Origin of the sequence: Sorangium sp. So ce327 (genome assembly GCF_051530205.1) — a bacterium.
In the GTDB taxonomy this organism is placed as follows: domain Bacteria; phylum Myxococcota_A; class Polyangia; order Polyangiales; family Polyangiaceae; genus Sorangium; species Sorangium cellulosum_B.
This window is the reverse complement of record NZ_CP150330.1, coordinates 3815001-3840993: the sequence shown is the minus strand read 5'-3', so window position 1 is coordinate 3840993 and position 25993 is coordinate 3815001. Positions and strand designations below refer to the sequence as shown.

19 protein-coding genes, 1 tRNA gene and 1 rRNA gene (1 of these 21 running past the window's edge) are annotated in these 25993 nt (G+C 71.7%); 11 read left to right on the top strand and 10 right to left on the bottom strand.

The genetic code is table 11. From position 1 onward, the window contains the following. Nucleotides 1-47: 47 nt before the first annotated feature. The gene (locus WME95_RS14595) at nt 48-2234 is read right to left on the bottom strand and encodes a glycoside hydrolase family 3 N-terminal domain-containing protein (protein ID WP_437908987.1); all 2187 of its coding nucleotides are present in this window, start codon (nt 2232-2234) and stop codon (nt 48-50) included. A 167-nt stretch (nt 2235-2401) separates the two neighbouring features. Beyond that, nucleotides 2402-3406: a beta-ketoacyl-ACP synthase 3 gene (locus WME95_RS14590; RefSeq protein ID WP_437908986.1), complete on the bottom strand. Its 1005-nt coding sequence runs from the start codon at nt 3404-3406 to the stop codon at nt 2402-2404. A 112-nt stretch (nt 3407-3518) separates the two neighbouring features. On the opposite strand from WME95_RS14590, the gene WME95_RS14585 reads away from it, so the two are divergent. Further along, nucleotides 3519-4244 carry a hypothetical protein gene (locus tag WME95_RS14585; RefSeq protein ID WP_437908985.1) on the top strand — a complete coding sequence of 242 codons (726 nt, stop codon included), beginning with the start codon at nt 3519-3521 and terminating at the stop codon, nt 4242-4244. Nucleotides 4245-4392: 148 nt separating this feature from the next. After that, on the top strand, nt 4393-4920 hold the full coding sequence (locus tag WME95_RS14580) for a hypothetical protein (RefSeq protein WP_437908984.1): 528 nt from the start codon (nt 4393-4395) through the stop codon (nt 4918-4920). A 66-nt stretch (nt 4921-4986) separates the two neighbouring features. On the opposite strand, the gene WME95_RS14575 is transcribed toward WME95_RS14580, so the two are convergent. Beyond that, nucleotides 4987-5358 carry a hypothetical protein gene (locus WME95_RS14575; protein WP_437908983.1) on the bottom strand — a complete coding sequence of 124 codons (372 nt, stop codon included), beginning with the start codon at nt 5356-5358 and terminating at the stop codon, nt 4987-4989. A 254-nt stretch (nt 5359-5612) separates the two neighbouring features. Here WME95_RS14575 and WME95_RS14570 point away from each other — a divergent pair, with 254 nt between their 5' ends. From WME95_RS14570 to WME95_RS14545, 6 genes are all read left to right on the top strand, one after another. Continuing rightward, nucleotides 5613-7307 carry a hypothetical protein gene (locus WME95_RS14570; RefSeq protein ID WP_437908982.1) on the top strand — a complete coding sequence of 565 codons (1695 nt, stop codon included), beginning with the start codon at nt 5613-5615 and terminating at the stop codon, nt 7305-7307. A gap of 83 nt (nt 7308-7390) precedes the next feature. Then, the gene (locus tag WME95_RS14565; protein ID WP_437908981.1) at nt 7391-9559 is read left to right on the top strand and encodes a DUF1565 domain-containing protein; all 2169 of its coding nucleotides are present in this window, start codon (nt 7391-7393) and stop codon (nt 9557-9559) included. 76 nt (nt 9560-9635) lie between these two features. Beyond that, complete coding sequence (locus WME95_RS14560) at nt 9636-10469, top strand: metallophosphoesterase family protein (RefSeq protein WP_437908980.1); 834 nt, start codon at nt 9636-9638, stop codon at nt 10467-10469. Nucleotides 10470-10555: 86 nt separating this feature from the next. Beyond that, nucleotides 10556-11290 (top strand): AgmX/PglI C-terminal domain-containing protein, encoded by a 735-nt coding sequence (locus WME95_RS14555; protein WP_437908979.1) that lies wholly within the window; start codon nt 10556-10558, stop codon nt 11288-11290. 191 nt (nt 11291-11481) lie between these two features. Continuing rightward, nucleotides 11482-11640: a hypothetical protein gene (locus WME95_RS14550; protein ID WP_437908978.1), complete on the top strand. Its 159-nt coding sequence runs from the start codon at nt 11482-11484 to the stop codon at nt 11638-11640. A gap of 94 nt (nt 11641-11734) precedes the next feature. Next, on the top strand, nt 11735-13414 hold the full coding sequence (locus tag WME95_RS14545) for a L,D-transpeptidase (protein WP_437908977.1): 1680 nt from the start codon (nt 11735-11737) through the stop codon (nt 13412-13414). Here the strand turns inward: WME95_RS14545 and WME95_RS14540 are convergent. From WME95_RS14540 to WME95_RS14520, 5 genes are all read right to left on the bottom strand, one after another. Beyond that, on the bottom strand, nt 13401-14669 hold the full coding sequence (locus WME95_RS14540; RefSeq protein ID WP_437908976.1) for a pyridoxal phosphate-dependent aminotransferase: 1269 nt from the start codon (nt 14667-14669) through the stop codon (nt 13401-13403). The genes WME95_RS14545 and WME95_RS14540 overlap by 14 nt on opposite strands. A gap of 125 nt (nt 14670-14794) precedes the next feature. Continuing rightward, entirely contained in the window at nt 14795-17230 is a 2436-nt protein-coding gene (locus tag WME95_RS14535; protein WP_437908975.1) for a S8 family serine peptidase, read from the bottom strand. A 90-nt stretch (nt 17231-17320) separates the two neighbouring features. After that, on the bottom strand, nt 17321-18853 hold the full coding sequence (locus WME95_RS14530) for an acyl-CoA carboxylase subunit beta (protein ID WP_437908974.1): 1533 nt from the start codon (nt 18851-18853) through the stop codon (nt 17321-17323). 16 nt (nt 18854-18869) lie between these two features. Next, nucleotides 18870-20273: a VWA domain-containing protein gene (locus WME95_RS14525; RefSeq protein ID WP_437908973.1), complete on the bottom strand. Its 1404-nt coding sequence runs from the start codon at nt 20271-20273 to the stop codon at nt 18870-18872. Between the two features lie 39 nt (nt 20274-20312). Beyond that, nucleotides 20313-21167: a redoxin domain-containing protein gene (locus WME95_RS14520; protein WP_437908972.1), complete on the bottom strand. Its 855-nt coding sequence runs from the start codon at nt 21165-21167 to the stop codon at nt 20313-20315. Between the two features lie 24 nt (nt 21168-21191). Between WME95_RS14520 and WME95_RS14515 the strand changes: the two genes are divergently transcribed. The 3 genes from WME95_RS14515 to tadA all read left to right on the top strand — a co-directional run bounded on the left by WME95_RS14515 (nt 21192) and on the right by tadA (nt 23120). Further along, entirely contained in the window at nt 21192-21821 is a 630-nt protein-coding gene (locus WME95_RS14515) for a hypothetical protein (protein WP_437908971.1), read from the top strand. A gap of 657 nt (nt 21822-22478) precedes the next feature. Beyond that, a tRNA-Arg gene (locus WME95_RS14510) sits at nt 22479-22552 on the top strand. A 43-nt stretch (nt 22553-22595) separates the two neighbouring features. Further along, complete coding sequence (tadA, locus tag WME95_RS14505) at nt 22596-23120, top strand: tRNA adenosine(34) deaminase TadA (RefSeq protein WP_437717563.1); 525 nt, start codon at nt 22596-22598, stop codon at nt 23118-23120. Between the two features lie 24 nt (nt 23121-23144). Here tadA and WME95_RS14500 read toward each other — a convergent pair whose 3' ends face one another. Together WME95_RS14500 and rrf are read right to left on the bottom strand one after the other, a co-directional pair. Further along, the gene (locus WME95_RS14500; protein WP_437908970.1) at nt 23145-25514 is read right to left on the bottom strand and encodes a transglycosylase domain-containing protein; all 2370 of its coding nucleotides are present in this window, start codon (nt 25512-25514) and stop codon (nt 23145-23147) included. 388 nt (nt 25515-25902) lie between these two features. Continuing rightward, nucleotides 25903-25993, bottom strand: a 5S ribosomal RNA gene (gene rrf / locus WME95_RS14495) (it continues 26 nt past the right edge of the window).

The window sequence follows — 25993 nt, the reverse complement described above, 5'->3', positions numbered from 1 at the left end:
CTCCTCGCGCCCTGGCGGTCCTCTTCTCCCGTGTCTCTGCCGTCGCGTCACGCCACGGCGAAGCCGGCGCCGAGCAGGTCCTGCGGCCGGGACGACGAGCCGATATGGACACGGAAATCCCCCGGCTCCACCACGCGGCGCCCCTCCGCGTCGACCAGGGACAGCTCCGCCACGGACAGGTCGAAGCGCACCTTGCGCGCCTCCCCCGCGGCCAGGCTCACGCGGCGGAAGGCCTTCAGCTCCTTCTGCGCCCACGTGGACGACGTCACCAGATCTTCGATGTACAGCTGGGCGATCTCCACGCCATCGCGCCCGCCTGCGTTGGTGATCGTCACCTCGAACGACGCCGTGCCGCCTCGCTCCACGCTCGGCGTCAGGACCTTCAGATCGCCGTAGGTGAAGCGCGTGTAGCTCAGGCCGAAGCCGAAGGCGAACGCCGGCTCCTGCGTGAGGTCGGCGTAGCGATTCCCGTGCTGACCGCGGGCCTGGTTGTAGAATATCGGCTGCTGGCCCACGTGGTAGGGGAACGAGATCGTCAGTTTGCCAGAGGGGTTGATCGTTCCGAACACGGCCTCGGCCACGGCCCGCCCGCCCATCATCCCCGGGTTGAACGCCTCGAGGATCGCCGCCGCGCCGAGCGCCGAGCGCGGCAGGACCAGCGGCTTGCTGTTGACGAGGACAACGACCGTGGGCACATAGGTACTGGCGATCGCGTCCGAGAGGGCCCTCTGTCCGCCCATGAGCTCGAGGGTCGCCGTGCTCTTCGTCTCGCCGATGAGCTCGATCCTGTCCCCCAGGACAAGCACCACCGCGTCTGCGCCCCGGGCCAGCTCGACCGCCGCGGGAATGCCGGACTCGTCCTCGCTGAGAACCGAGCAGCCCGCGGCATAGACCACCTCACACCCCGGGGGCGCGAGCTCCCGTATCCCATCCACGATCGTGACGATGCTCGAGCGGGGGTGCTGCGGCCCGTTGCCGCCGCTCATCTGGCCCGAGCCGAGCGACCAGTCGCCCAGCTGGGCGATCGTGTCGTCCGCGTTGGGGCCGATCACCGCGATCCGCCGCAAGGGCCTCGACGCCGCGGCCTCCGCGAGCGGCAGGAGGCCGTCGTTCTTGAGCAGCACGAGAGACGCCCGCGCGACCTCCAGGTTCAGATCCCGGTGGGCCGCACACCCGATGATCTCCTGGATGCGCTGCTCGCTGCTGTACCCCGGGTCCTCGAAGAGCCCCAGGGAGAACTTGAGCGACAGGACGCGCCGCACGACCGCGTCGATCTCGGCCTCGGCGAGGAGCCCGCGGCGCACCGCCTCCTGAGCACCCTCGTAGAACTGCGGTGTCGCCATCATCAGGTCGTTTCCGCTCCGGACCGCCACCGCGGCCGCCTCGGCCATGTCCTTGCAGACCTTCTGATCGAGCACGAGATTGCCCACGTTGTTCCAGTCGGTCACGACGATCCCCTCGAACCCCCACTCCTCCTTGAGGACCTCCGTCAGGAGCCAGCGGTTTGCGGTGGCCGGGATCCCGTCCATGGACTGATATCCAGTCATGAAGGCCATGCAGCCGCTCCTCGCGGCCCGCTCGAAGGGCGGCAGGAAATACGAGCGCAGGTAGCGTCGCGAGATGTTCGCCTCCGAGGCGTCACGGCCGCCCAGCGTCTCCGAGTACCCCGCGTAGTGCTTGGCGGTCGCCAGCACCGCGTCCGGATCGTCCAGGCCCTTGCCCTGATAGCCCTTGATCATCGCGCAGGCGAGCTCGCCGATCAGATAGGGATCCTCGCCGAAGGTCTCCCCCACCCTGCCCCAGCGGAGATCGCGTGTGAGGCACAGGACGGGAGAGAACGTCCACTTGAGGCCCGTGGCCCGCATCTCGGCGGCGGTCACCCGCGCGACCTGCTCCAGGAGCCCCGTATCCCAGCTGCAGGCCATGGCGAGCTGCGTGGGGAAGATCGTGGCGCCCGCCCAGAAGGAATGGCCATGGATCCCGTCGTCGGCCATCAGCACCGGAATGCCAAGGCGGGTGTCCAGCGCACGCCGGATCGCGGTGTCAGCGTCCTTCCCGTTGCAGTGCAGGAGGCTGCCGACCTTCATCCGCCCGATCGCGTCCTCCAGATCTCCCTGGGCGTCGAGCTGCATGAGCTGCCCCACCTTCTCGTCCAGGGTCATCCGACGCAGGAGGTCTTCCACCCGCTTTCCCACGGGCTGCTTGGCATCTTTGTAGAGAGGAGCGTCGTTCATGGGTTCTCCTGCACGATGGGGAGCGCACGGCGACAAGTCCACCGTCGCGCTCGTCGCTCGGTGGCGCGGGGAATCCCCCCACTACCACCGAGCGCAGCGCGCGGGCTCCCTCGAGGGCCGTGTGCCGGCCGGGCCGCGCGCCGCCAGAGACCGCGGCCCTCGTCGACTCAGACGCGGAGCACGGCGCTGCCCCACGTGAGGCCGCCGCCGAGCGCACACAGCAGCACGTGATTTCCGGGCAGGATCCGGCCATCGCGGAGCGCCTCGTCGAGCGCCATGGCCACCGAGCCCGCGCAGGTCCCGGCCGCGCTGGCGCCGTCGACCGCGCCGAGGACGCGCTCGGGCGGGCACCCGAGGCGCTCGGCGAGGAGGGCGACGAGGTGCGGGTCGGCGTGGTGCGGGATCACCCAGTCGACGTCCGCGGGCGCAAGCCCGGCGGCCGTGATCGCCGAGAGGGCGTGGGCCCCGAGGTGCTCCTCCGCGGCCTGCCGCAGCTCGGGCTGCTTCACGCGCAGGTACTGCCGCCGGTCGGCCAGCCGCTCCACCGTGAGCGGCTCCGCGGATCCTCCGCCGGGCACCTGGAGCACATCGGCCCTCTTCCCGTCGGCGCGCAAGCCGACGCTCAGGATCCCGCGCCCGTCGCCGGTCGCCGGCCCGATCACCACCGCGCCGGCGCCGTCGCCGAACAGCTGGGCCGAGGCCCTGTCCCGCGGATCCAGGCGGCGGGAGAGCAGGTCCGCGCCGATGACGAGCACGTGCTTCATCGTCCCCGCCGTCACGAACTGGTTCGCCACCGACAGCCCGTAGAGGAAGCCCGTCAGCGACGCGGAGAGGTCGAACGACGGGATGTGCTCGGCGCCGAGCTTCTGCTGCACGTACACCGCGGTCGCCGGCATCGGCGCGTCGCCGCTCGAGGTGGCGAGGATGATCATCTCGAGATCCCGCGGCCCGACGCCGGCCGCCTCGAGGGCCGCCTTCGCCGCCCGCGCCGCCAGGTCGCTCGTCCGCTCGCCGGGCGCGACGCGGCGCCGCTCGTCGCTCGCGCCCGGGTCGCCCGCCGCGCCGTCCGCCGGCGGCGCGCCCGCCTGCGCCTCGCTCGTCGGGACGGCGAGCGGCAGGGAGCGGCCTGTGCCGAGGATGCGCGCGCGTGGATTTCTGGCATCGAACGTCATCGCGGCCGCAGCCTACATCAAGGGCTGCTCGTTGGAACGGGCGATCGTGCCCTGCCGTTCGGTCCACGGAATGCTTGAGTCGCGGGCGCGCTCCGGTACATAAAGCGCCTCGATGGCTACGAGCTCCGAAGACAGAGACCGCCCCGACACGGACGAAGCGCCTCCCGGCGAGGCCGACGCGCAGGACACCCGCAGCGAGGAGGACGGCGAGAGCCGCGCCGACGCCGCGGCGCCCGCCAGAGCCTCGCGTCCTGCAAAGCAGGCTGGCGCAGCGCGGCGCCCGGCCGGCAAGAAGCCCGGCGCGCGGCCTCGCGCCGCCGCCCAACCGCAGGGCGGCTCGCTCGGCAAGAGCATGATCCTGTTCCTCATCATCATCGGCGGCCTCGCCGCGGCCTTCGCCTATTTCGGGCGTGAGCCTGCGGCCGGCACGGCCGGCCCCAAGTGGAAACCCGGGGACAAGTCCCAGGTCGAGGTCACCCTCGTGTCCACCGACATCAAGGATCTCGCCTGCTGGTCGGCCGAGGAGATCAGCGGCCGGCACTGCGCGTTCGAGTCGCCCACCCAGGGTTGGTCCAAGGGGGATGCGGACGACAAAAAGCTGCTCCGTCCTTACACGACCACGGACCGCGTCCAGTTCCTCGCCGCCGGCCTCTGGAGCGAGCCCGCGCTCACCTCAGGCAAGCTGCCGTCCGCGCGGTTCGCGTTGAAGTGCACCTACACCGTCGAAGGCAGGATGAAGCGGCCCGGCATCCGTTGGTCCAGCGAGGGCGCATGGCTCGACAGGACCGATGACTGGTACACGGGGCTCCTGTCGGACTGCAAGCTCATCACCCCCTGATGTCGCAGGCGCCGCTGCGTTCATCGTCGTGACGCGCGTGAAGCGGCGCACGACGCAGTGCATACAGCCGGCGCTGCGCCGTGTGCCATGCCCCCCTCGTGTGGCCGCGCCCCTCCGTGGTAGTGTGATTTTCGGCTTGGAGGTGCTCATGCCCTGTCATCGGGTGATCGCGTTGCTGTCGTGGGCCGCATTGTTCGCCGTCGCTGGATGTGAAGCTGACCCGGGCACCGTCGACCTTTGGCCGACCTATGTCACCGCATCGAGCTCCTCCAGCGCGGGCGCGGGCGCGGGCGGGGAAGGCGGAGCGACCTCCACCGTCGCGACGACGAGCTCGGGGGGCGAAGGCGGCATGGGCGGCGAGGGCGGCACGATGTGCACGTGCGAGCCCGGGCTCTCGTGCTGTGGATCGGAGTGCGTCAACCTGGCCGGCGATCCGAGCAATTGCGGGTCGTGCGGCACGACCTGCACCGAGGCTCAGGTCTGCATCCAGGGCGAGTGCGCGAATGCGTGCGCCCCCGGCTTCGGCTGCGAAGAAGGCCTCTGCTGCGGCGTGCGATGCTGCGACGCTGGCGAGATCTGCTGCGACTACGGCGACAGCGCCGGCGCGCCCGACCTTCACTGTCAGGCGACGGTGAACGGCACCTGCCCCCTCGCCTGCAGCGGCTGCGAGAACTGACGGACGTCGATAGCGGCGCGCGTGCGAGGCGCGCCGCGCGCGGCGCGCCTCGCACGCCACGTCGGCTCACGCCTTCTCGAAGATCTTGCCCGGGTACTTTCGCTCGAAGTGCCCCACCACGCCCCGGCCGATCGCCTCGATGGTGAGCGCCGCGATGCCCATCTTGATGGCCGGCCCGATCAGGGGGACGAAGCCGACCGCCCGGGTGGCCAGGAATTTCAGGCCTTGCCCGAGGATCGCGAAGCTCCCGCCGGCGGCGGTCGTCACCACGGATCCCATGTTCTCGCCGTAGATCTCGCCGACCATCGCCATCATGTGCGTCTCGATCGCGACGAGCCCGGTGGAGGTCGAGATCGGGAGCGGAAGCGCGGCGAACGCCGCCCCGCCGATCGCGTAGCGGTGAACCCAGCGGAGAGCTTCATCCCTGCACGTCGTCATATCCCGAGGTTGCCGCAAGTCGCGCCGTCCGTCCATCGAGCACCGCGCTGACGGCGCGGGCGCGTCGGAGGCCCGGCCACGCTCGGGCCTTCTGTGCGCTGCCTTCCCGCGCCGCGGGAACCGCGCGTGCATGGTCCTCGCTCGGCTCGACCTCCGCGATCGCGCCGGAGGGCGGCGCCCGAGGCAAAGCGACCCCGCGAGGGGATGTTGGACCGTCGGAACCCGTGGCGATCCGGGCTCCAGGGAGGTTGCCCATGACAGCTCGACGCGCGCTCTTCAGCCTGCCCCTGCTCTGCGCCTCCGCCGTCTTCGCGGCGTGCGGCGCGGAGCCGCGCCCCGCCTCGCCCGGAGCGGAGCCGCCGACCGACCCGGCGCCTACGGAGGCGCCCGACGCCGAGCGCGTCCCTCTGTTCGAGGACATCGGCGCTCTCCATCACCCGGTGACGACGTCATCGCAGCTCGCGCAACGCTATTTCGATCAGGGATTGCGGCTCGTCTACGCGTTCAACCACGACGAGGCGAGGAAGGCATTCCGGGAGGCCGCCCGCCTCGATCCCGGCCTCGCCATGGCCCGCTGGGGCATCGCGCTCACGCTCGGCCCCAACATCAACCAGCCGACCGACGCGGCGCGGGAGCGGGCCGCCCTCGAGGCCGTGGAGGAGGCGCGCGCGCTCGCCGCGTCCGCCAGCGAGCGCGAGCGCGCGTACATCGACGCGCTGGCGGAGCGCCACGCTTCAACGTCGGGCCGCGACCGCGCGGACCTCGACCGCGCCTACGCGAGCGCGATGCGCGAGCTCGCCCGTCGCTTCCCCGACGACCTCGACGCGGGTGTCCTCTTCGCCGAGGCGCTCATGGATCTGCGCCCGTGGGATCTCTGGACGCAGGATGGCCGGCCGCAGCCCGGGACCGAGGAGATCGTCTCCACGCTGGAGGGCGTCCTCCTGCGAGATCCCGAGCACCTCGGCGCGAATCACTACTACATCCACGCGGTCGAAGCGTCGCGCGCGCCGGAGCGGGCGTTGCCGAGCGCCGAGCGGCTCGGCGGTCTGGCCCCTGGCGCTGGGCACCTCGTGCACATGGCGTCGCACATCTTCATGCGCGTCGGTCGCTACGCCGACGCCTCTGACGCGAACGAGCAGGCGGTGCTGGCCGATCGCCGGTACATCCGCGAGCGGCGGCCGGAGGGCATCTATCCGATGATGTACTTCCCGCACAACCTCCATTTCCTCTCGGTCTCGGCGAGCATGGAGGGGCGCAGCGCCGTCGCCGTGCGCGCCGCGCGAGAGCTGGCCGAGGCGGTGCCCGACCACAACGTCCGACACATGCCGATGCTCGAGATGTTCCGCCCTGCGCTGCTGTTCGCGCTCGTCCGGTTCGGACGGTGGGACGACGTCCTCGCGGAGCCGGCGCCGCCGCCCGAGCTGCGGTACACGACGGGGATATGGCGCTATGCGCGCGGCCGCGCCCTCGCCGCGACGGGGCGCCATGACGATGCCGCGCGCGAGGCGGCGGTGCTCCGGGCGATAGCGTCCGAGAGCCGGGAGGACGCGACGATCGGCAGGAACCGCGCGAAGGATCTGCTCGAGATCGCCTCGCTCGTGCTCGAGGGCCAGATCGCGTCCGAGCGCGGCGACACCGGCGCCGCTGCTCGCGTGCTCGAGGACGCCGCGCGCATCGAGGACGAGCTGCGCTATTTCGAGCCGCCTGACTGGCCCGAGCCGGTCCGCCACACGCTCGGCGCGGTGCTCCTCACGGCGGGCCGCGCGCGCGACGCTGAGGCGACGTACCGGGAGGACCTGCGCCAGAACCCGCAGAATGGCTGGTCGCTGTGCGGGCTCGAGCGCAGCCTCCGCGCACAGGGCAAGGAAGAGGAAGCGGACGCCGCACACGCGCGCTTCAAGCGCGCCTGGGCGCGAGCCGACGTGCGGCTGTCCGGGTCACGCCCGTGAATGTCCGGTCTCGAGCGGCTGGAGACGGCGAGGTAGGCGCGCATTGCCGGCGTGCGCATCGGAGCATCTGCTAGGTTGGTGGGGTGTTGCGCACGAAGCTTGGACACTCGGCGCTCTGGTGTCTTTTCTCTCTCGCTTCCAGCCTGTGCGCGGTCTCGCTCTTCGGCTGCGAGAGCACCGACCTGCCGCCGTATACCCACCTCCCGGGGGAGGGCGCCGGTGGCTCGGGGTGTGCGCCGGGGCAGATCAGCGGCGCCAGCGGATGTGCGCAGGTGGGCATTCAGGGCTGCGCCGACGCCTTCGTCGACGAGGACGGCTTCTGTCGTCCCGCGCTCGCGAAGTGCTCGCCCGGGACGATCCCGAAGCACGACGAGGGCTGCATCGAAGTCGGGATCCCCGGCTGTGCGGCGGAGTTCGTGGAGGGCGGTGCCTGCCATCCCACCATGGCCAGGTGCCCGGAGGGAACATTCGCGGTCCCGCAGAAGGGCTGTGTTTCCATCGACGGCCCGGACGGCTGCGGCTCGGCGCCGTGGGGCGAGATCGTCGAGACGCCCGGCGATCTCCACGTCGATCCTGGCTACGAGGGCGGAGACGGCGACGGGTCGCGGGAGCGGCCGTTCACGACGCTGGCGGAGGCGCTGGCGGGCGTCCAGCCGGACGGGCGCGTCGTCGTGGCCGAGGGCGAGTACGACGAGCCGATCGAGATCACGAAGCCCATCGAGATCGTCGGGAGGTGCGCCTCGCGGGTGGTGCTCCGGGGCGAGCAGAGCGATCCCAGCGGCAACGTCAGCGCGGTCTGGATCCACGACGTCGACCGCGCCGGCGTGCGCGGCGTGAGCGTGCTCAGCGCCTCGATCGGGGTGCTGATCCAGGCAGCGGCGGTCTCGGTGCGCGACATCCGGGTGACGGGCGAGAGCGGCAATGGTCTCGTGGTCGCGCTCCCTGGCGCGAGCCTCGATCTGTCGCGCAGCCTCGTCCAGTCGTCGTGGGCGGACGATGGAGCGGGCGAGGTCTGGACCAGCGTGCTCGTCGTCTCCGGGGCCGAGGCGCGGCTCACCGAGAACGCGCTGGTCGGCGGCACGGTCAACCTGCGGATCAGCTCCGAGGCGGCGGAGGTGGTCGCGGAGGGCAACCTGCTGGAGGCCGCGGCGCTGCGGTCGGCGGCGAGCGACGGCGTCGGCGTGCACCTCGAGAACGGCACGCTCCGGCTCGACGCGAACGCGCTCGTCCACCATCACCTGGGCGCGCTGGTGACGGGCGCCGGCGCGGAGCTCGTGGCGGCGCGCACCCTCATCGCCGCCCCGGCGGACGCGGCGCCCGAAGCCGGCGGCCTGGCCGTGGAGCAGGGCGCGCGCGCGTCGCTCGCGTCCAGCGTGCTGTCCGGCGCGTGCGACGCGTTGCTCGCCGTCGCGGACGCCGGCACCGAGGTCGAGGCCTCTGGCAACCTCTTCGACGGCGCGTCCGCCTCGGAGAGCGGTCACCTCGGCGTGGCCGTCGAGCTGCGCGGCGGAGCGCTCTCGCTGTCGTCGAGCCTCGTGCGCCAGGCCGGCGACGCCGGGCTGTTCGTCTCGGGCGGGACGCTCACGGCGAGCGGCGTTGTCATCGAGGGCACGCGCGCGAACCCGCTGCACCGGGATCGCGCCGCCGGCGTGCTCGTGCAGGGTGGCCGCGCCGCGCTTGCGTCGACGTATGTCCTGGAGCCCCACGTCGCGGGCGTGTCCGCGTCCCGGGGCGCGACCCTCGAGATCTCGGACAGCCTCATCGAGCGCTCTCTGCCGGAGGAGCGCGACGGCACGGGCGGCGTCGGCCTGCTGAGCGCCGGGGCGGAGCAGGTCCTCGTCCAGAGGTCGGCCGTTCTGGAGAGCCGCGTGGCGGGCCTGCTGCTGGCCTCGCCGAGCACGGTGGAGGACACGGTCATCCTCGGGGTCGAGGGCGGCACGTTCTCGGCCCTGAGCTCCGGTGGGCAGACGGAATCGGTGCCGGACCTGGGCGATGGCCTCGTGGTCCTGGGCTCGACGGCGCAGGTGAGCTCGGTGCAGGTGCAGCGCTGCGCGCGCGCCGGTTTGCTGTTCAGCGACAGCCACGGCGCGCTCGCGAGCTCGGAGTCCACCGGCAACCGGTTTGGCCTCGTCGTGCAGGGCGCGCAGGCGCCGTCGGTGTCGGAGGACAACAGCTTCGAGGGCAACCAGGAGAGCGATCACCTCGCCGAAGGCGCGCTCCCCGTCCCGAGCAGCGCCACGCCCGCCCCGTGACGATCGCGGTTTGCGTCGCCGAGAGCTTGCGTCGATGTCGCGAGAACGACGTCGGTCAGGGCTCACGATCGCGTCGATGACGACGATCGCGCACCTCACGGACTTCCATCTCCTCGAGGCGGATCACGACCGGCGCCGCGGCGCCGAGCGGTGGCGGCTTCGTTACCTGAGCTTCGGCCGCCCCATCGACGCAGCGCAACGCCGCCGTCGCACGCTGGCCGCGCTCATCGAGGCGGGGCGGAGCGGGGCGGACCACCTGGTGCTCACCGGCGACCTCACGGAAGACGGGACTCCTGCCCAGTTCGAGGTGCTCGCCGCCGTCCTGGCGGAGAGCGGCTGGGACCCGGCCCGCGTCACGTTGGTGCCTGGCAACCACGATGCGTATACCGAAGGCGCGTGGGAGCGCGCGCTGGAGGGCTGCCTCCGCCCCTTCGCGGCGACGAGCAGGCAGGGGACGGCCGTCGCTCTGCCTGGGGCTGTCGTGGCCGGGGTCTCGACGGCCATGATGCAGCCGGTGACCCGCTCGGCAGGCGCGATCGCGGCCCGCGAGCTCTCGTGGATCGCCTCGCTCGCCGTCGAGGCGCGCCGCTCGGGCGACGCGCTCGTGCTCGCCCAGCACCACCCGCCGCTCCGCCATCCGATCGGCGCGATGCAGTGGCTGGACGGCCTCATCAACAGCGCTGAGCTCATGGCATTGCTCCACGAGCACGATCACCTTCACGTGATCCACGGCCATACGCACCGAGCGCACGACGCGCCGGTGCGCTCAGGCGCGCCGCCTCGCATCTTCTGCGCTCAGGCGCTCGTGGACGGACCTTCACCGCTACGCCTCTACCGTGTGCGTTGCGGACGCCTCCTGTCCGAGCGGGCGCGGGTTCGGAGCGGCGCGTCGGCGTTCGCGCTGGCGTAGAATCTCTCACACGCACTGCAGCGCGCGTTCCCCTCATCGCGCTCTTTTCGCCCAAGACGCGGCTCGTATAGAGTCCTCGTTCGATCATGAAATTCACGCGCTTACTCAGGGGTACCATCACTGTCGTTGCTCTCTCGACGTTCGCGGCCCAGCTGGGCTGCGGCGGCGCCGCGCCCACGTCCGTGGCGCCGGTGATGGTCGACGCCGAGCCTGTCGAGACGTCGGGCCCGAAGATGAGCTCGGGTTCCGAGATCGGCGGCATGAACGAGGAGAAGGTGCAAGCGGCGTTCGAGCGCGTGTCGCCTCGGCTCTCGCGCTGCTACCAGAAAGGCGTCCAGCGGATCCCCTATCTCGGGGGCGAGATCCGCTTCAAGGTCCGGGTGACCGAGGAGGGCACGGCGCGCTGGGCGTTCGTGAAGGACTCCAACCTGGGCGATCGCGAGACCGAGGCGTGCATGCTGAGCGTCCTGAAGGCGACGAGGTGGCCGAAGCCGGTCGGCGGAGAGGGCCTGGCGGAGAACAGCTTCACCTTCGAGCCGAGCAGCGACGAGCGCCTGCCCGTGCCGTGGACGCCCGACCAACTCGGGACGCCGTACAAGAAGGCGAGGCCGGCGCTCGCGTCGTGCCGGAGCCAGGCGGGCGCCAGCCAGATCAAGGCCACGCTCTACATCGACACCGACGGCAAGCCGCTCAGCGTGGGCGTGTCCAGCAACGACGAACGGGGCGAGGAGGCGGCCGAGTGTGTCGCCGGCGCGCTGCGCGAGATCACCTTTCCCTCTCCTGGCAGCTATGCATCGAAGGTGAGCGTCGACATCGATTGACGTGACGCCGCGCACCGCACGCAGCGATCGCCCGCACGCCGGGCTGGCCGCTGGCGGAGGTGCCCGGCAGGCGCGGCGCGCTGCGTCCCGGCCTGTCCGAGGCGGCGAGGGCCGCAAGGCTCGTCCATTGGCCGCGAATTCTACCGCCCTTGCTGGCAGCGCGCGCCGCGGGACTGCGCTACGCTCTCGTCGTGGGCAAGGTCCTCCGGCAGATCCTGGTGCTCTTGTGGAAGGTGGCTCGCCTCGTCCTGTGGAAGTGGCTGAAGCCGCGCCTCATGAGGTTCGCGATGATCACGGCGGCGCTCGTCGGGATCATCCTGCTCGTGGTGGCCGTGCTCGGCAGGCTTTAGCGGCGAGCGCGGCTCCCCGGATGGCAGCCGCGGGCGGCGCGGCTGTCGTTCGCTTGTCCGCGGTCGCAACCGGCAACTAGTCTCTCCCGCTTGCATGGCTAGCTCACCGCCTTCCTTCCTCCTCGCGGCCCTGACGTGCGCGATCGCGTCGGGGGGCGCCGCAGCTTGCTCCGAAGAGAGCCCCGCCGATGCGGCGCCTGCCTCGCTCGAGACGGACGCCCTGCGGACACCCCCCGAGGCGGACGCGCCACGCGTGTCCTCGGGAGCGGCCGCGCCGCGCGCCGCGCTCGTCGAGGCGGCGCACGTCACGAAGGCGCCGGCCCAGGCGGAGGCCGACGCGCCGCCCGCGGCGAGCGCGTCGGCAACGGCGCCGCCCGCCAGCGCGGCGGCGGAGGGCGCGCGCATCTACTCCAAGGCGCGCTTTGCGTGGATCAGCCCTGGCCCTTACCCGACGCGGGGCTGGAGCGGCTACCTGGGGCTCGGCGGCTCCGTCGCGCTGCGCGGCGGCAGCGTCGAGGCCGCGCGGACGCCTGGCGAGGGGTGCAACGCATGGTACGCCATCGAGCCGCGGGGCTACGTCTGCGCTGGCGCCAGCGCCGCGGTCGACCCGAACGACCCGGTCGTGGCCGCGCTGCGGCCGCACGCGCCCAGGGTCGACTCCCCGTGGCCCTATGACTACGCGGAGTCGACCGGCGCGCCGCGCTACCCGCAGCTCCCGAGCGCGAAGGAGCAGCGGCGCTCCGAGTGGGACCTCGAGGAGCACCTCGCGAACATCGCGAAGGTGCGCGCCGCCGAGGGCGCCGGCGAGGAAGCCATCCGCGAGATCGACGAGGCCCTCGTGGGAGTCGACCTGAAGCCCGCGGGGGTCGCCGCCCCGGCGCTGTTTCCATTCGGCGGCCTCGTGCGCGAGGGGCGCGACCGGATCGTGAACGGCTCGACGGTGGCGTTCACCCGCGCGTTCGACGCGCAGGATCGGACCTGGGTGGTGACCTCGGACCAGGCGTACATGCCGAAGGATCGCCTGAAGCCCTACCCGCGCTCGAGCTTCCAGGGCGTCTGGCTGAAGGACGGGCGTTCGCTCCCGCTCGCGTTCTTCCGCAAGACCGATCGGCCGAAGTACCAGCGGGGCGCCGGCGGCCGCTTCGAGCCGACCGGCGCGTCGTTCGCGCGGCTCGCCTCGGTCGGGCTCACCGGTCGCGCCGAGGTCGAGGACGGCGAGCGGCTCCTCGAGACGCAGGAGCCGGGGGTCTACGTGCGCGCGGACGACGCCGTCGTGATCGAGGCGGCGAAGCGCTCGCCGCTCGAGGGCGACGGCGATCCGTCGTCGCCGCGCAAGTGGATCGAGGTGAGCGTGCTCGGCGGCTGGTTCGTCGCCTACGAAGAGCTCACCCCGGTCTTCGCGACGCTCATCTCACCGGGGCGCGGCGGCGTCCCGAGGCAGGGCATCCCCGCCATCGAGACCGCGGCGACGCCGACCGGGCGCTTCCGCATCGACGGGAAGTTCGTGACGGCGACGATGGTCTCGAGCACGAACGACAAGATCGTCCACTCCGAGGTGCAGTTCGTGCAGAACTTCAGCGGACCTCACGCGCTGCACGGCGCGTACTGGCACGACGCCTGGGGCGAGCCGAAGAGCGGCGGCTGCGTCAACCTCTCCCCCATCGACGCCAAGCAGATGTTCGCCTGGACCGACCCGCCGGTGCCGGAGGGTTGGCACGGCCTGCGGGCCTCCCGCGACGCCGGCCGCTCCACGGTGGTCCTCATTCACCGCTGATCGCGCGCGCGATCCGGCCGATGAGCCGCAGCGCGGCTTCCGCGAACACGTCCGGATCGAGCAGCAGGCCGACCACGAGGAAGCCGTCGCGCGGCATATCGAAGAAGTAGCCGGGGTGGACGATGATCCCCTCGTCGCGCACGAGCAGCTCGACCCAGCCGTCCTCGTCGTGCACGCGCGGGACCTCCAGCGTCGCGTACCAGCCGCCGTCGATCGGGAGCCGCCGGACCGCGCCCCCGGCGCGCGCGGCGATCGCCGCGTCGAGCGCGGCCAGGTTGGCCTGCACGCGCGACAGGATCGCGCGCTGGACGGGCGCCCGCGAGGCGAGGATCTCCGGCAGCGCGAGCTGCACCGGGGTGCCGACCGAGAGGTAGGTGTCCGCGATGACCTCGAGCCGATCCAGCGCCGCGGCGGCGAGCTCCGGCGGCCCTGAGACCGCGATCCAGCCGAGCTTGAGCTGCGGCAGCGCCATCACCTTGGAGAGCCCGCTCAGCACGAACGTCAGCGCCTGCCGCGAGCCGGCGAAGCTCAGCAAGCGGTCCGGGGCGAGGTCTCCGTGGGCGTAGTCCCCGAAGACCTCGTCGACGATCAGCGCGAGCCCGCGCTCCCTGGCGCACGCCTCGAGCGCGGCGGCGTCGTCGCGACGCACGAAGGAGCCGGTCGGGTTGTTCGGATGGACGAGCACCACCGCGCGCGTCCGCTCGCCGGCAGCGCGCTCTAGCGCGCCGAGGTCGATGCGCCATCCTTCCTCCCTGAGGAGCGGGTAGGGCGTGAGCGCGACGTCCTCGAGGCAGGCGAGGTACTCGAGGAGCGGGTACGACGGCACGGGGACGAGCACGTCGTCGCCGCGCTCGGCGAGCAGCTTGAGCAGCCAGCCGTACGCTTCGCTGGTGCTGGCCGTCAGCACGACGCTCGACGGATCCACGTCGAGCCCGCGCTCCTGGTAGTAGCGCGACACCGCGGCGCGCGCGGCCGGATCGCCGAGCGGCAGCGGCGCGTACCGCGCGCCGCGCGGCTCGCCGAGCGGCGCGATGAGGTGAGCCGTCTCGACGATCCCGCAACGCGTCGGGTTCGACTCGGTGAAATCGACGAGCGCGCGCCCCACCCCGCGCGCCTCGGCGAGCACGGAGGCGAGGCTGTTGCCCGAGAGATCCCAGCCTGTGCGCGCCGCGAACCGCAGCGGCCTGGGGGCGCGCGCGTGTCCCGCGTGCGCCTCTGCCGCGGGAGGTCGATCCACGATCACCGGTTTCTCCATGCGTCCATGCTCCATCGCCGTCGTGCTCTACCCCGCCCCGCCGCTCGGCCACGGTGACACGGACGGCGGCGGACGGCAGCCGCGCGCGCCCGGGCGACGCAAGGGCGCGCGGGCAGCGGGGGTGCTCAGCCGCGGCGCCGACGGCGCGCCGCGGACGCCGCCACGAGGAGGCTCGCGAGGCCCCAGGCGGCGCGGCTCGACGGCGGCGTGCCGTCCGGGCGAGCCGCGGCCCAGGTGCACGCGCCGCTGGTCGCCTCGATCTCTCCGTTCGCCATCCAGACGTCGCTCCCCACCGGGAGCTCGCGCGCGCCGAGCGAGGCGCCGTCGTAGAGCACGTCGACGGCCAGCGTCGCCCCTCCGGAGCCGCGCGGCGCGGCGACCGCGAACTGCCACAGCCCGCGGCGCACCTCCCGGAGCGCCGTGTGCATCACCCCGCCGCGGACGGCGACCGTGAGCTTCCCATCGACGCCCCTCACCGGGGCGCCGTCAGGGCGTCGCAGCTCGATCGTCCCCCAGACCGGCCACGACGGGTCGGGCCTCGCGTAGGAGCTCGACAGGACGTACCAGCTCTTGTCGAGCGCCGGCTCGTTCCCGCCGGTCTCGGCGGCCTCGAGCGCGAGGCGCGCGCCTTCGAGATCGAGCACGCCGGGACCGAGCTGCGCGTCGAGCGGCACCGCGCCCCTCGGATACCGCGCGCCTGCCTGGAGCGCCTCCGTGACCTCCGCCTGGCTCAGGTTCGGGTTGACCTGGAAGAGGAGCGCGATCGCCCCTGCGACCTGCGGCGCCGCCATGGACGACCCTGACGCGATCGCGTGGTGGTCGTCGACGACGAAGCAAGGCTCGTCACCGGGGCACCCGGGCGTATCGAACAGCCCTCCGGGATCGTCGCGCGGGTCGACGCCGCTGGCCATGGCGGCCGCGACCAGGCCGCCGGGCGCGCTGATCTCCGGCTTGGCCACGCCGAACGGCGTGGGACCAGCCGCGCTGAAGTAGCAGGCGCTGTCCTCTTCGATGTCCACGCCGTCGAGGCTCGTGAGGCGCACGCTCGTGGAGCTCCCCTGCGGCTGCCAGCGGACGCGGTTGATGGTGCACCCCACGGCGAGCAGCCCGGGGTGGCTCGCGGGCACGTTGATCGTCCCTTGCTTGATGGCGCGCGGGAACAGGAGCCCGAGATCGTGCGACGGCGAGACGTCGCCGAGCCCCGTCACCCAGAGCTGCGCGTCCCCTCGGCCTCGCAGGCGGATCGCGAACTCGCCCGCCTTCCACGCCCCGCTGAAGGCCACGACGGCGCTGTTCGTCGCCGCGGTGATGGGCGACTTCCCGTTCGCGAGCCGGTTGATGACCGCGCCGGTCGTCTCGCCGTCGTCACCTGTGTAGCCGGCGTCATCTCCGGGCTCGATCAGGCCGATCCACGCCTCGCCGCCTGGCCCGTCGAGGCCGACCGACACCTCGTCCCCGGGCCGGAAGGTGATCCAGACGTATCCTTCGCCGCGCTTCGCGCTCGGCGTGCGGATGGGCACCCGCGTCTCGGCGTGCGCCGACACGTGGGCCTCGGTGTGGATCCCGAGCGGTCCTTCGCCGTCGATCTCGTACGTCGCGCCGCTGTTGCCGGCGGCGACGACGATCGCCCGCCCCGGATGAGCGCTGCCGACCATCGCGGCGAGCCCCGCCTCGAGCGGGCTCGTCCCGTCGTGGGGCCCGAAATCGCTCCCGACGCTCAGGTTGACGACCGCCGGCATGTTCAGCTCCTCGGCGCGGTCGAAGATGAACTGCACCGCCTTGAGGATGTCCGGATCGTCGAAGCCCTCGCCGGGCCGCGCCGGCGCGGCGATGATCAACGTCGCGGCGGGCGCCACGCCGACGTACCGCGGCCGCTCCGAGACCATCGGCCCGCCGTTGCCCGCGGCGATGGATGCCACGTGCGTGCCGTGCCCCGCGATATCGCGGAGGATGCCGGGCTTGCTCTTCGCGAGCATGGCGTCGATGTCGGCGTCGGAGAAGATCGCGCACGCCGACTGGTCCGGATCGTCGCACCCGTACGTGTGCTCGAGCGCCGCGTGCAACCCCTTCGGGCTTCCGGCCTGCAGCATCCATCGGATCCGTGTCTTGCCGTCCTTGTCTCGAAAGTCCGGGTGGGTCACGTCGAGACCGGTATCGACGACGCCGACGACCACCCCCGCGCCGTCCGCGCCGGTCGCCTTCCTGTACGGCTCGACGCGGATCCACCCCTTGGAGCGATCCAGCAGGGGCCGCCGCGGCGGTCCTGTGAGCAGCCTGAGCTCCGGGTGCGCGGCGGAGAAGGCGCCGACGTCGCCGGGCGCGAGCCGGATGGTCCCGAAGCCTGGCGCGACCGGGAGGAGCCCGAGCGCTCGCGCGTCGGCGCCGGCGGGCAGCGGCACCGTCACGGGGATGCGCCCCCGCGGATCGGCGAGCGGGTGCCGACCCAGGCGCGAGCCGAGCAGGCGCGCCACCGCCGGGGCCGAGACGTCGGCGCGCGCTTCACCCGCCGCGAGGGTGAGGCCGAGCAGCGCGATGGAGAGCGGAAACCTGCGGGCGAGCACGCCGCGAGTCTACACCACGTCCGCGCGCGGCCGAGGTCTCGAAGGGCACTGCCGTCGCCCCGCGCTCTCCGGAGCGCGCCGCGGGCCGCTTCACACCGGCGGCACGAGGTGCTTCTTTCGCGGCCTCTCCTCGACCTTGCCGGCGTACCGCTCGAAGCGGCGCGCCACCTCGCGGCGGAGGTTCGCCGTCGGGACGATCGCGTCGATCACGAGCTCGCTGGCGAGCTTCTCCAGATCGACGTCGGCCCGGTACTCGTCACGCAGCTTCTGGACGAGCGCATCGCGCTCGGGCCCCGCCGGGATCGCCTGGATCTTGTTGAAGTAGACGGCGTTCACCGCGGCGCTCGGCCCCATCACGGCGATCGAGGCCGAGGGCAGGGCGATGCACTCGTCGGGCGCGAACGCCGGCCCGCACATCGCGTAGAGCCCGGCGCCGTACGCCTTGCGCACGACGACGGACAGCTTCGGCACGCTCGCCTCGCTCACGGCGGCGATCATCTTCGCCCCGGCCCGGATGATCCCCTGCCTCTCGACGACGGTCCCGATCATGAAGCCGGGCACGTCGGCGAGGTATAGGAGCGGGATATTGAACGCGTCGCACAGCCAGATGAACCGGGCCGCCTTGTCGGCCGAGTCCACGAACAGCACGCCGCCCTTGTATTTCGGCTGGTTCGCGACGATGCCGACCGCGCGTCCCTCCACGCGCGCGAGCCCCGTGACGATCTCTCGGGCGTAGAGCTTCTTGATCTCGACGAAGCTGCCCTCGTCGATGATCGCGTCGATCACGGCCATGATGTCGAACGGCTTGTTCTCGTCGGCGGGGATCACGTCCTCGAGCGATCGCTGCCCTGGCTTCTCCGACCTCGGCTCGACGCGGGGCGCGGTCTCGGCGGAGCTCTGCGGCATCAGCGCGAGGTAGCGCTTCGCGAAGGCGATCGCCTCTTCCTCGGTCTTCACGAGCACGTCGCCGCACCCCGAGACCGAGCAGTGCATGCGCGCTCCGCCGAGCTCTTCGAGCGTGACCTTCTCGCCGATCACCATCTCCGCCATGCGCGGGGAGCCCAGGTACATGCTCGCGTTGCTCTCGACCATGCACACGACGTCGCAGAACGCCGGGATGTAGGCGCCCCCCGCCGCCGACGGGCCGAACAGCAGGCAGATCTGCGGGACGAGGCCGCTCAGCTCGACCTGGTTGTAGAAGATCCGGCCCGCGCCGCGCCGCCCGGGGAACATCTCGATCTGGTCGGTGATGCGCGCCCCCGCGGAGTCGACGAGGTACAGCAGCGGGCACCGGAGGCGCCGCGCGGTCTCCTGCACGCGCAGGATCTTCTCGACGGTGCGGCGCCCCCACGACCCGGCCTTCACGGTCGAGTCGTTCGCCATCACGCACACGGGGCGCCCGCCCACCGTCCCGGTGCCCGTGATGACGCCGTCGGCCGGCAGCTCGGGATCCAGCGCGTTGGCGAGCGCCGCGTCCTCGATGAAGCTGCCTTCGTCGACGAGCAGCGCAACGCGTTGCCGCGCGAACAGCTTGCCCTGTTCCGCGTTCTTGTCGTGGTACTTCTGCGCGCCTCCCTTCTCGATGCGCGCCGTGAGATCCCGCAGCTTCTGATCGAGCGACATGGCGCGACCCATAGCCCTAAGCGCGCCGGGCGACCACCTCCCGCGCCGCCGATTCGAGCTCCCGCGCGGTCCGGGCGACCAGCACCTTCGTCGCCGCCGCGGCGTAGCGCGGCATCGCGCTGTCTCCCGTCCCCCAGGCGCCCGGCCCCTCGGGGCACAGCCACAGGAGCGCCCGCGCCCGGTCACGGAGCCTCCTCACGACCTCCGCCTCGTCGGCGAAGTAGTTCGTGCGGCCGTCGCCCAGGATCACCAGGGTCACCCGCCGGTCCACGTCGCGCCCGTATCGCTCCTCGAAGGCGAGCAGGGCGCGCCCGTAATTCGAGTTGTGCGCCCGGCTCACCACCTCGCCGCGCTGGATCCGCTCGAGCGCCGAGCTCGCCGGCAACGCCTCGAAGAGCTCGGTCGTCTCGGCGAGCTCGCTCACGAAGACGAACGATCGCGTCCGGTCGAAGAGCTCCTGCGCCGCGCAGACGAACTCGAGCATGAACCGCGCGGCGACGCGGACCGAGTCCGACACGTCGCACAGGATCATCAGGCGCGGCTTGTCGCGCCGCCGCGCTCGACGCGCCGGCTGGAACGGCACGCCGCCGGTCTGGAGGCTGCGCCGCAGCGTCCGGTGGGGATCGATCCTCCCGCGCCGTGCGCGGCGCCTCCGGAGCCGCTCCGCGCCCCGGAGCCGCACGGACAGCTCCTTCACGGCGCGGCGCACCTCCTCCATCTCGCCGTCGCCGAGCGAAGCGAACGGGACATCCATGCGGCCCTGCGCAGCTGGCTCCTCGCCCTCGACGCGCCGGAGCGACAGCGTCACGTGCTCGCGCACGCGGTGCCGCATCCGCTCCAGCTCGGCGGCGAGCGCCTCCGCGAGGGCCCTCCCCCGCTCCTCGCCGAGCGCCTCCTCGAGCGCGCTCCGGATCCGCCGCAGCGCGCTGGCGACGGCCGGCACCCCGAGCTGATCCATCACCCGCTGCGCGAAGAACCCGACCTGGAGCGAGCTCGTCATCGGCGCGAGCACGCGCGCGATCCCGGCCGCTTGGAGCGCGCGGTCGAGCTCCCCCGCGGTCCCTGCGAGCGCCTGGAACGCGATCGCGTCCCCCGAGGCGCCGCTCCGCTCCGCCGCCGCGCTCAGCAGATCGCGAAGCGCGGAGAGCTCCCCATCGGAGAACCCTCGCTCCCGCAGGCGCCCCCACAAATCGCCGACGTGCGCGCCCGCGGGAGAGAAGAAGCGATCGAAGCAGGCGCGGTACCGGCCGAGCTCGGCGGCGCGCTCGACGACCACCGCGCCGATGGCGTCGCGCAGCGTCCCTCGGTCGCCGAACCCGACGAGGGCGCACGCGCGCGTGACATCAATGGCCTGCGCCGTCGAGACGGCGAAGCCGTCGCGGCGCAGCGCCCAGAGGAACTCGTCGATGGAGAGGAGCATGGCGAGCGTACCGGTCCAGCCCGCGCGGCCCCGCGCCGGTTACGGCGCCGGCGCGGCCTCCGCGAGCAGCGCCTTGAGGAGCTTCTCGACCTCGGCGTGCCGGGTCGGATCGTACCCGACCACCACGTCCCGGATGACGCCCTTCTTGTCGATCACGAACATCGTGGGGAGCGCCTTGACGCCGTAGGCCGCGGAGGTCGACTCCGACACGTCCGCCGCGACCGCGTAGCGCATCGAGAGGGCCTGCGCTGTCTTCGTCGCGACGCCCACGTCGTCGGTCGTCACGCCCACGACCCGCAGCCCCTGCGCGGCGTACGCCGCGTGCCACGCCGAGAGCTGCGGGGCCATCAAGCGGCACGGCCCGCACCAGGTCGCCCAGAAATCGAGCAGCACCACGTTTCCGCGCAGGGTCCCGATGTTCGCCGGGACGGTCCCTCCGACGGTGGTGAGCGACTTCCAGGCTGGCGCGAACGTGCCGATCTTGTCGAGGCGAAGGATCTGATCGTGCCCGGGGAACGGCACCAGCGTCGGCGCGACGTCTCGCTCTCGTCCGCCGCGCCGGATCCGGAGGTTCACCACGTTCCCAGGCCCCGCGAGCGCGACACGCGCGACGAGCTGCTTTGGCTCGTCGATCTGGACGCCATCCGCCGCGATGACCTGATCCCCGTCCACGATGCCCGCCTTGGCCGCCGGCGAGCTGGTGACGACGTGCTTCGCGACCACCCCCCCGGCCGGCCCTGGCTCCAGCTCCACGCCCAGCCAGGCGCGGCGGGACGCCTCCTCGGCGGCTGCGTGCGGGGCGCCTCCCAGCAGCGCGGCGCCCGGCAGCGACACCAGCGTGGCGGCCCAGAGGGCGCGCCATGCGCGGCCTCGCCTGGAAGAGGCCAGGTACATCCGGGCAGTGTAGCATCTCGACCGGTGCGGTCCCGAACCCGCCTCTCTGCGTGGTGCGCGCTCGCTGCGGCGTCGCTCGCCTCGATGACGCTCTCGACGGAGGCGCGGGTCCGCTCCGGGTGGGCCCCCCTGCCGCTCGGCTGTGCGCCGCCCCCGCCGTCCCCGTCCCCCGTTCGCGTCGCGGAGACCACGGAGTGGATCGGACGCGGCTCCAGCTCCGTCCCCGAGGGGCGTGCCTCCGCCCCGGCGCCCGCTGCACCTCCGGCCGCGGCGCCCTCGGCGTGGGAGCTCGCCGGGCAGCTCGCGAGCTTCCAGCCTGTCACGGGTCGGGCTCGCTCCCAGCACTTCACCGGCGAGATGGAGGCGGAGGTGAGGGTCAACGCGGTGGCTGCGCCCTACCCGCAGCTCGGTCCGGATCGCGTCCTCCCCTCTGGCGCGGCCGTTGTCGAGTTCCACTACCGGGCGGGCGCATCGGAGCCGGACACGCTCCTGGCCATGGTGAAGCGACCGGCTGGCTATGACCCCGACGGCGGCAACTGGGAGTACCTCGTCCTCACGCCCCAGGGCACCTCCACCCACCGCGGCGCCCTGCCCCTCTGCAAGCGCTGTCATGCCGACGCGCCGCACGACCACCTCTTCGGCGGCCCCCGATAGGCGCTCGCGTGGCCCTCGACAGCGCGACGCGTCACAGCGTCCGTTGGCCGGGCTCTTGGTCCGCAAAGATTGCGAAACACGGCATGGCACGCGACACCGCTGCCCGAGCACCTCGTCGGACACGGATCCATGACAGCCCAAGAAACCGCGGCGAAACGTGAGTATTCCGCTGGACGTACGCGCGCGCGAGGACGCGCCGAGGAGGAGGCTGCGAGATGGCACAGAGGCTGCTCCAGGCGGAATTGGCCGTGTTCTGCGCTGTGGGCTGCAGCGTGTCTCGGTCCTCCTCCCCTCGTAACGGGCCTCACTAGCTTGTGCTTGGTCGTTCAGCGGGCGCCATCCCGCCTCTTCATGGCGCCGCTGCTGCTTGGCTTACGGCTTCTTTCCGTTTCGTCAGCTTGGCCTGCTCGTCTCGTGGTGCGCTTTCAGAGCTTCGCTTGCCCTTCGAGAGCGTGTGAAAGCGCGCGGCCATTCCGTGACGGAGTCGCCGCGCGCCCTGTTTTTGTCCTGCGCTCCGAGCAGGCGCCCTCAGGCCTCGATCACTTTTCCTTTGACAGCTCGCTCAGGGGCGTATAAACGCCGGCACTCACTTCGCGCAACCGAGCGCGACGCGGGAGTGCGGTGGCGTAGCCACGCCTTGCACTTGCCTTCACCAGAGCGCCCATAGCTCAGCTGGATAGAGCATCGGCCTACGAAGCCGGGGGTCGGAAGTTCGAATCTTCCTGGGCGCGCCTGATCGGTCGTGTAAAAGGTCCTGAGCCTCTCATGGATGTCATGGATGATGGAGCGGATTTGCTCCTCTCCCCTGTGGCACAGCCGGAGGAACCAGCGAGCGTCGACGCGCTGTGGATGCGTGAGGCGCTCGCGGAGGCCGAGGCTGCGGCAGGTGCCGGTGACGTCCCCGTGGGGGCGCTCATCGTCGATGCGTCGGGGACGGTGCTGGCGCGCGGTCGAAATCGTCGCGAGATCGATCAGGATCCGACCGGTCACGCCGAGGTGGACGCGCTGCGGGCGGCGGCCAGGCGGCTTGGTCATTGGCGGCTCGAAGGGGCGACGGTCTACGCGACGCTGGAGCCGTGTCCCATGTGCGCCGGCGCCCTCGTCAATGCCAGGATTGCGCGGCTCGTCTACGGCTGCCCGGACCCGAAGGCGGGAGCGGTCGACACGCTCTTCGCGATCGGGCGCGACAACCGGCTCAACCATCGCTTCGCGGTCACGTCGGGCGTGCTGGCAGACGAGTGCGCCGGCGTGCTTCGCGCGTTCTTCGCGAAGCTCCGGACCGCCGCGTCGAAGCGCTGACGGCCCGGCCCGCGCGTGCGGGCGTCAAGGCGCCGCCCAGGCGCCCCCCTCGTCCTCTCCCGCTCTACCCTCGCCGGCCTCACCGCCGTCCTCGGAGGGCTGACGGGGCGCCAGATGAGGCGCAGGGGAGCCTCGCACCACGACCTCCTGGAGCCCCTTCTCCAACTCCTCGTCGGAGATCCGATGGCGCCTGTGCGCGATCTGCATGAGCTTGCGCAGGTACCCGCTCCACGCAGCGGTGACCTCGCCGTTCGCATCGAAGTGCTGCACGCTCGGGTTTGGAAGGATCGAGGCGATGTACAGCGCCTGCCCGAGCGAGAGCTGCGCCGCCGACGCGTTGAAGTAGTGCCGCGCGGCGGCGCCGATGCCGTAGACCAGCGGCCCGAACTCCACCGCGTTCAGGTAGAGCTCCATGATCTGCTCCTTGGTGAGCTCCTGCTCCAGGTACATGGTGAGCAAGGTTTCCTGGAGCTTGCGCGCCACGCTCTTGGTCCGCTCGAGGTAGAGGTTCTTGGCGAGCTGCATGCTGACGGTGCTCGCCCCCCGCACGAACCTCCTCTTCCGGAGGTTCTCGCGGATCGAGTTCTTGATGGCTTCCTCGTCGAACCCGTGATGCCGGTGGAAGGCGCCGTCCTCCGTGGTCAGCACGGCGACCTCCATGAAGCGGGAAATGTCCTCGTAGGGGACCCAATCGGCGGTCCCTGGCCCGGACTCGATGTCGACGCGCTTGCCCCCGGGCCCGTAAACCAGGCGCCGGAACGCGCGCTTGAAGCGATCGACGCTGAGCTCCGGCGGCATCTCCGTCACGCGGCAGGTGTTGGAGACGCTCCAGTCAAGCAAAAAATTCCGGTCGAGGTTCGCGGTATCGAACCGGAGCTTCCCTTCGATCCCGAACGAGCCGGCGAGCCTCATTCCGTGGAGCTTCGCCACGATCCCTTTGGGCACCGAATCCAGCATCGACTGGCAAGCCGTGAGGGGCACCTCGAAGGTGCCGCGGACCCGGTGTGAGTTCCCGGCGTGCTCGTACTCGCCGCGCGCGATCAGCCTCAGCGCACCGAGGTCGACCTCGGCGTCCTCGGCGACGAGCTTGGACCCGTCGAGCTTGCCGTTCGCCTTCGCTCGCCATGCCAGGTCGAGGCCTGCGATGGGCTCGTCTGCCAGGGCCGCGCTCCGCAGAGAGAGGTTCTTCAGCCTTCCTTCGCCGTCGACCCCAAGCGTCTGGCCGTCGGCCGAGAGGACGACCCGCGCGCGGCTGACGATCGACGTCCGCGCCACATCAAACAGGCCCATGTCCCCTTCATGGACGCCGAGGGTGGAGAGCCAGATGGGTCCGCCCTGCACGTCGGCGACGATCTCCTGCGGGGTCTCCTTCGCGTCGCTGAGCGGCACGCGAAGGCGAAAGGTGAGCGCTTGCTGGGCGTCGGCGCCAGCGGCCGCGATCGCGGCCTCTCCAGGTGACAGCTCGACCACGAGCGAGCCTGCTTCGCGCCGCACGGCGAGGTGCCCCGGTCCCAGGTTGAGGTGATCGGCGTCGCGCCGGAGGCGCGCGGTGACACCTGCGACGTCGACCTTGGCGTCCTTGCCGAGCGCCAGATCGATGCCCTGCGCCGCCCGCAGAAGGGCTTCTCGAACCGCAGCCCCTCGATTCCGCCCCGCATCGGCCCCGTCGCCGCGCTCGGCCGTCCTCGTCAGCTGTGCCGGATGGGTGCGCCCGCTCTGCTCAGGCACGACCTGAGGTTCAGGGGTCCCCTCCGGGAGCGCCACGTTGGCGTCGATGGAGTCGGCCGAGAGCTCGCTCACCTGGTATCGCCCCTGCTCCAGGGCGAGCACCAGCCGGCCGTGCCGGACCGAGAAGGCCGCCCGTCCCAGGGACAGGATCGCTTCGCGCGCAGCGATGGCTGTCCGCCCTCCCGCGCGCGACAGGTGCACGTTATCGGCCGACAGGCTCTCCGCGGGTGAGTCGGCCCGATCGGTCCAGACGAGCCGCAAGCCCTCCAGCTCGGTGCTACCGCCCCCCTCGCTCGTCGCGGTGCCGGTACGTCCAGCCGGTTGCCCCGCCCGCCAGGTCTCCAGCTCGTGGAGGATCGCCTCGCGCGGGCCGACGGCGGAGACCGTCCCCCCGCGCATCGTCACGCGCCGTCCCGAGACGCCCAGCGCGACGGCGACCTCCTCCAGGCGGATGGAGATGCTCGGCGCCCCGCGCAGCTGGACGTCCACACCCTTGAGGGAAACGCCGCTCCAGGTGGGCCGAACCTGGTCGATCGACAGCGATGCCCCGTACCGATCAGCCGCCTGCTCGGCCTGGTAGCGCACAAAAGGGGCGAATCCGACGACGAGCCCGCCGCAGAGGGCCCCCCCGGCGACCGCAGCGATTCTCCTGCGCTTGAATCCCAAGGTTCCCCTAGGGTAGCAACGCCTGGCGGCCGGAAGAAACTCGCAGCGTCATCTTGATCTCGCGCTGCCGGCCCCTTCGCCGCCGCCTGGGCTGGCACTTCTTCTCACGCGGCGAACGGCGCCACACGCAGCGCGAACGCCCAGAGCTGCGACCAGCGAAAATTCAAGCCAGACAACAAAAACGAAAGCCTTCAACAGGCTCCTGGCGCACATTGGGACCAACGATCGCGGAGGTCGTAACCGCACCGCGTTGACCAGAAGCACCGCCAATGAAACCCCGAGACGTCCTCGGCGCCGCGATGATGCCGCAGAGCGCGTCCCGAGCTCCAAGCAAAATGACAAAAAAAAACCTGCGCACGGCTTTCACCGTGCGCAGGTTCGAAGAAAATCCCGGCGGCGTCCTACTCTCCCACTAGGTTGCCCTAGCAGTACCATCGGCTCCAAGAAGCTTAACTTCCGAGTTCGGTATGGGATCGGGT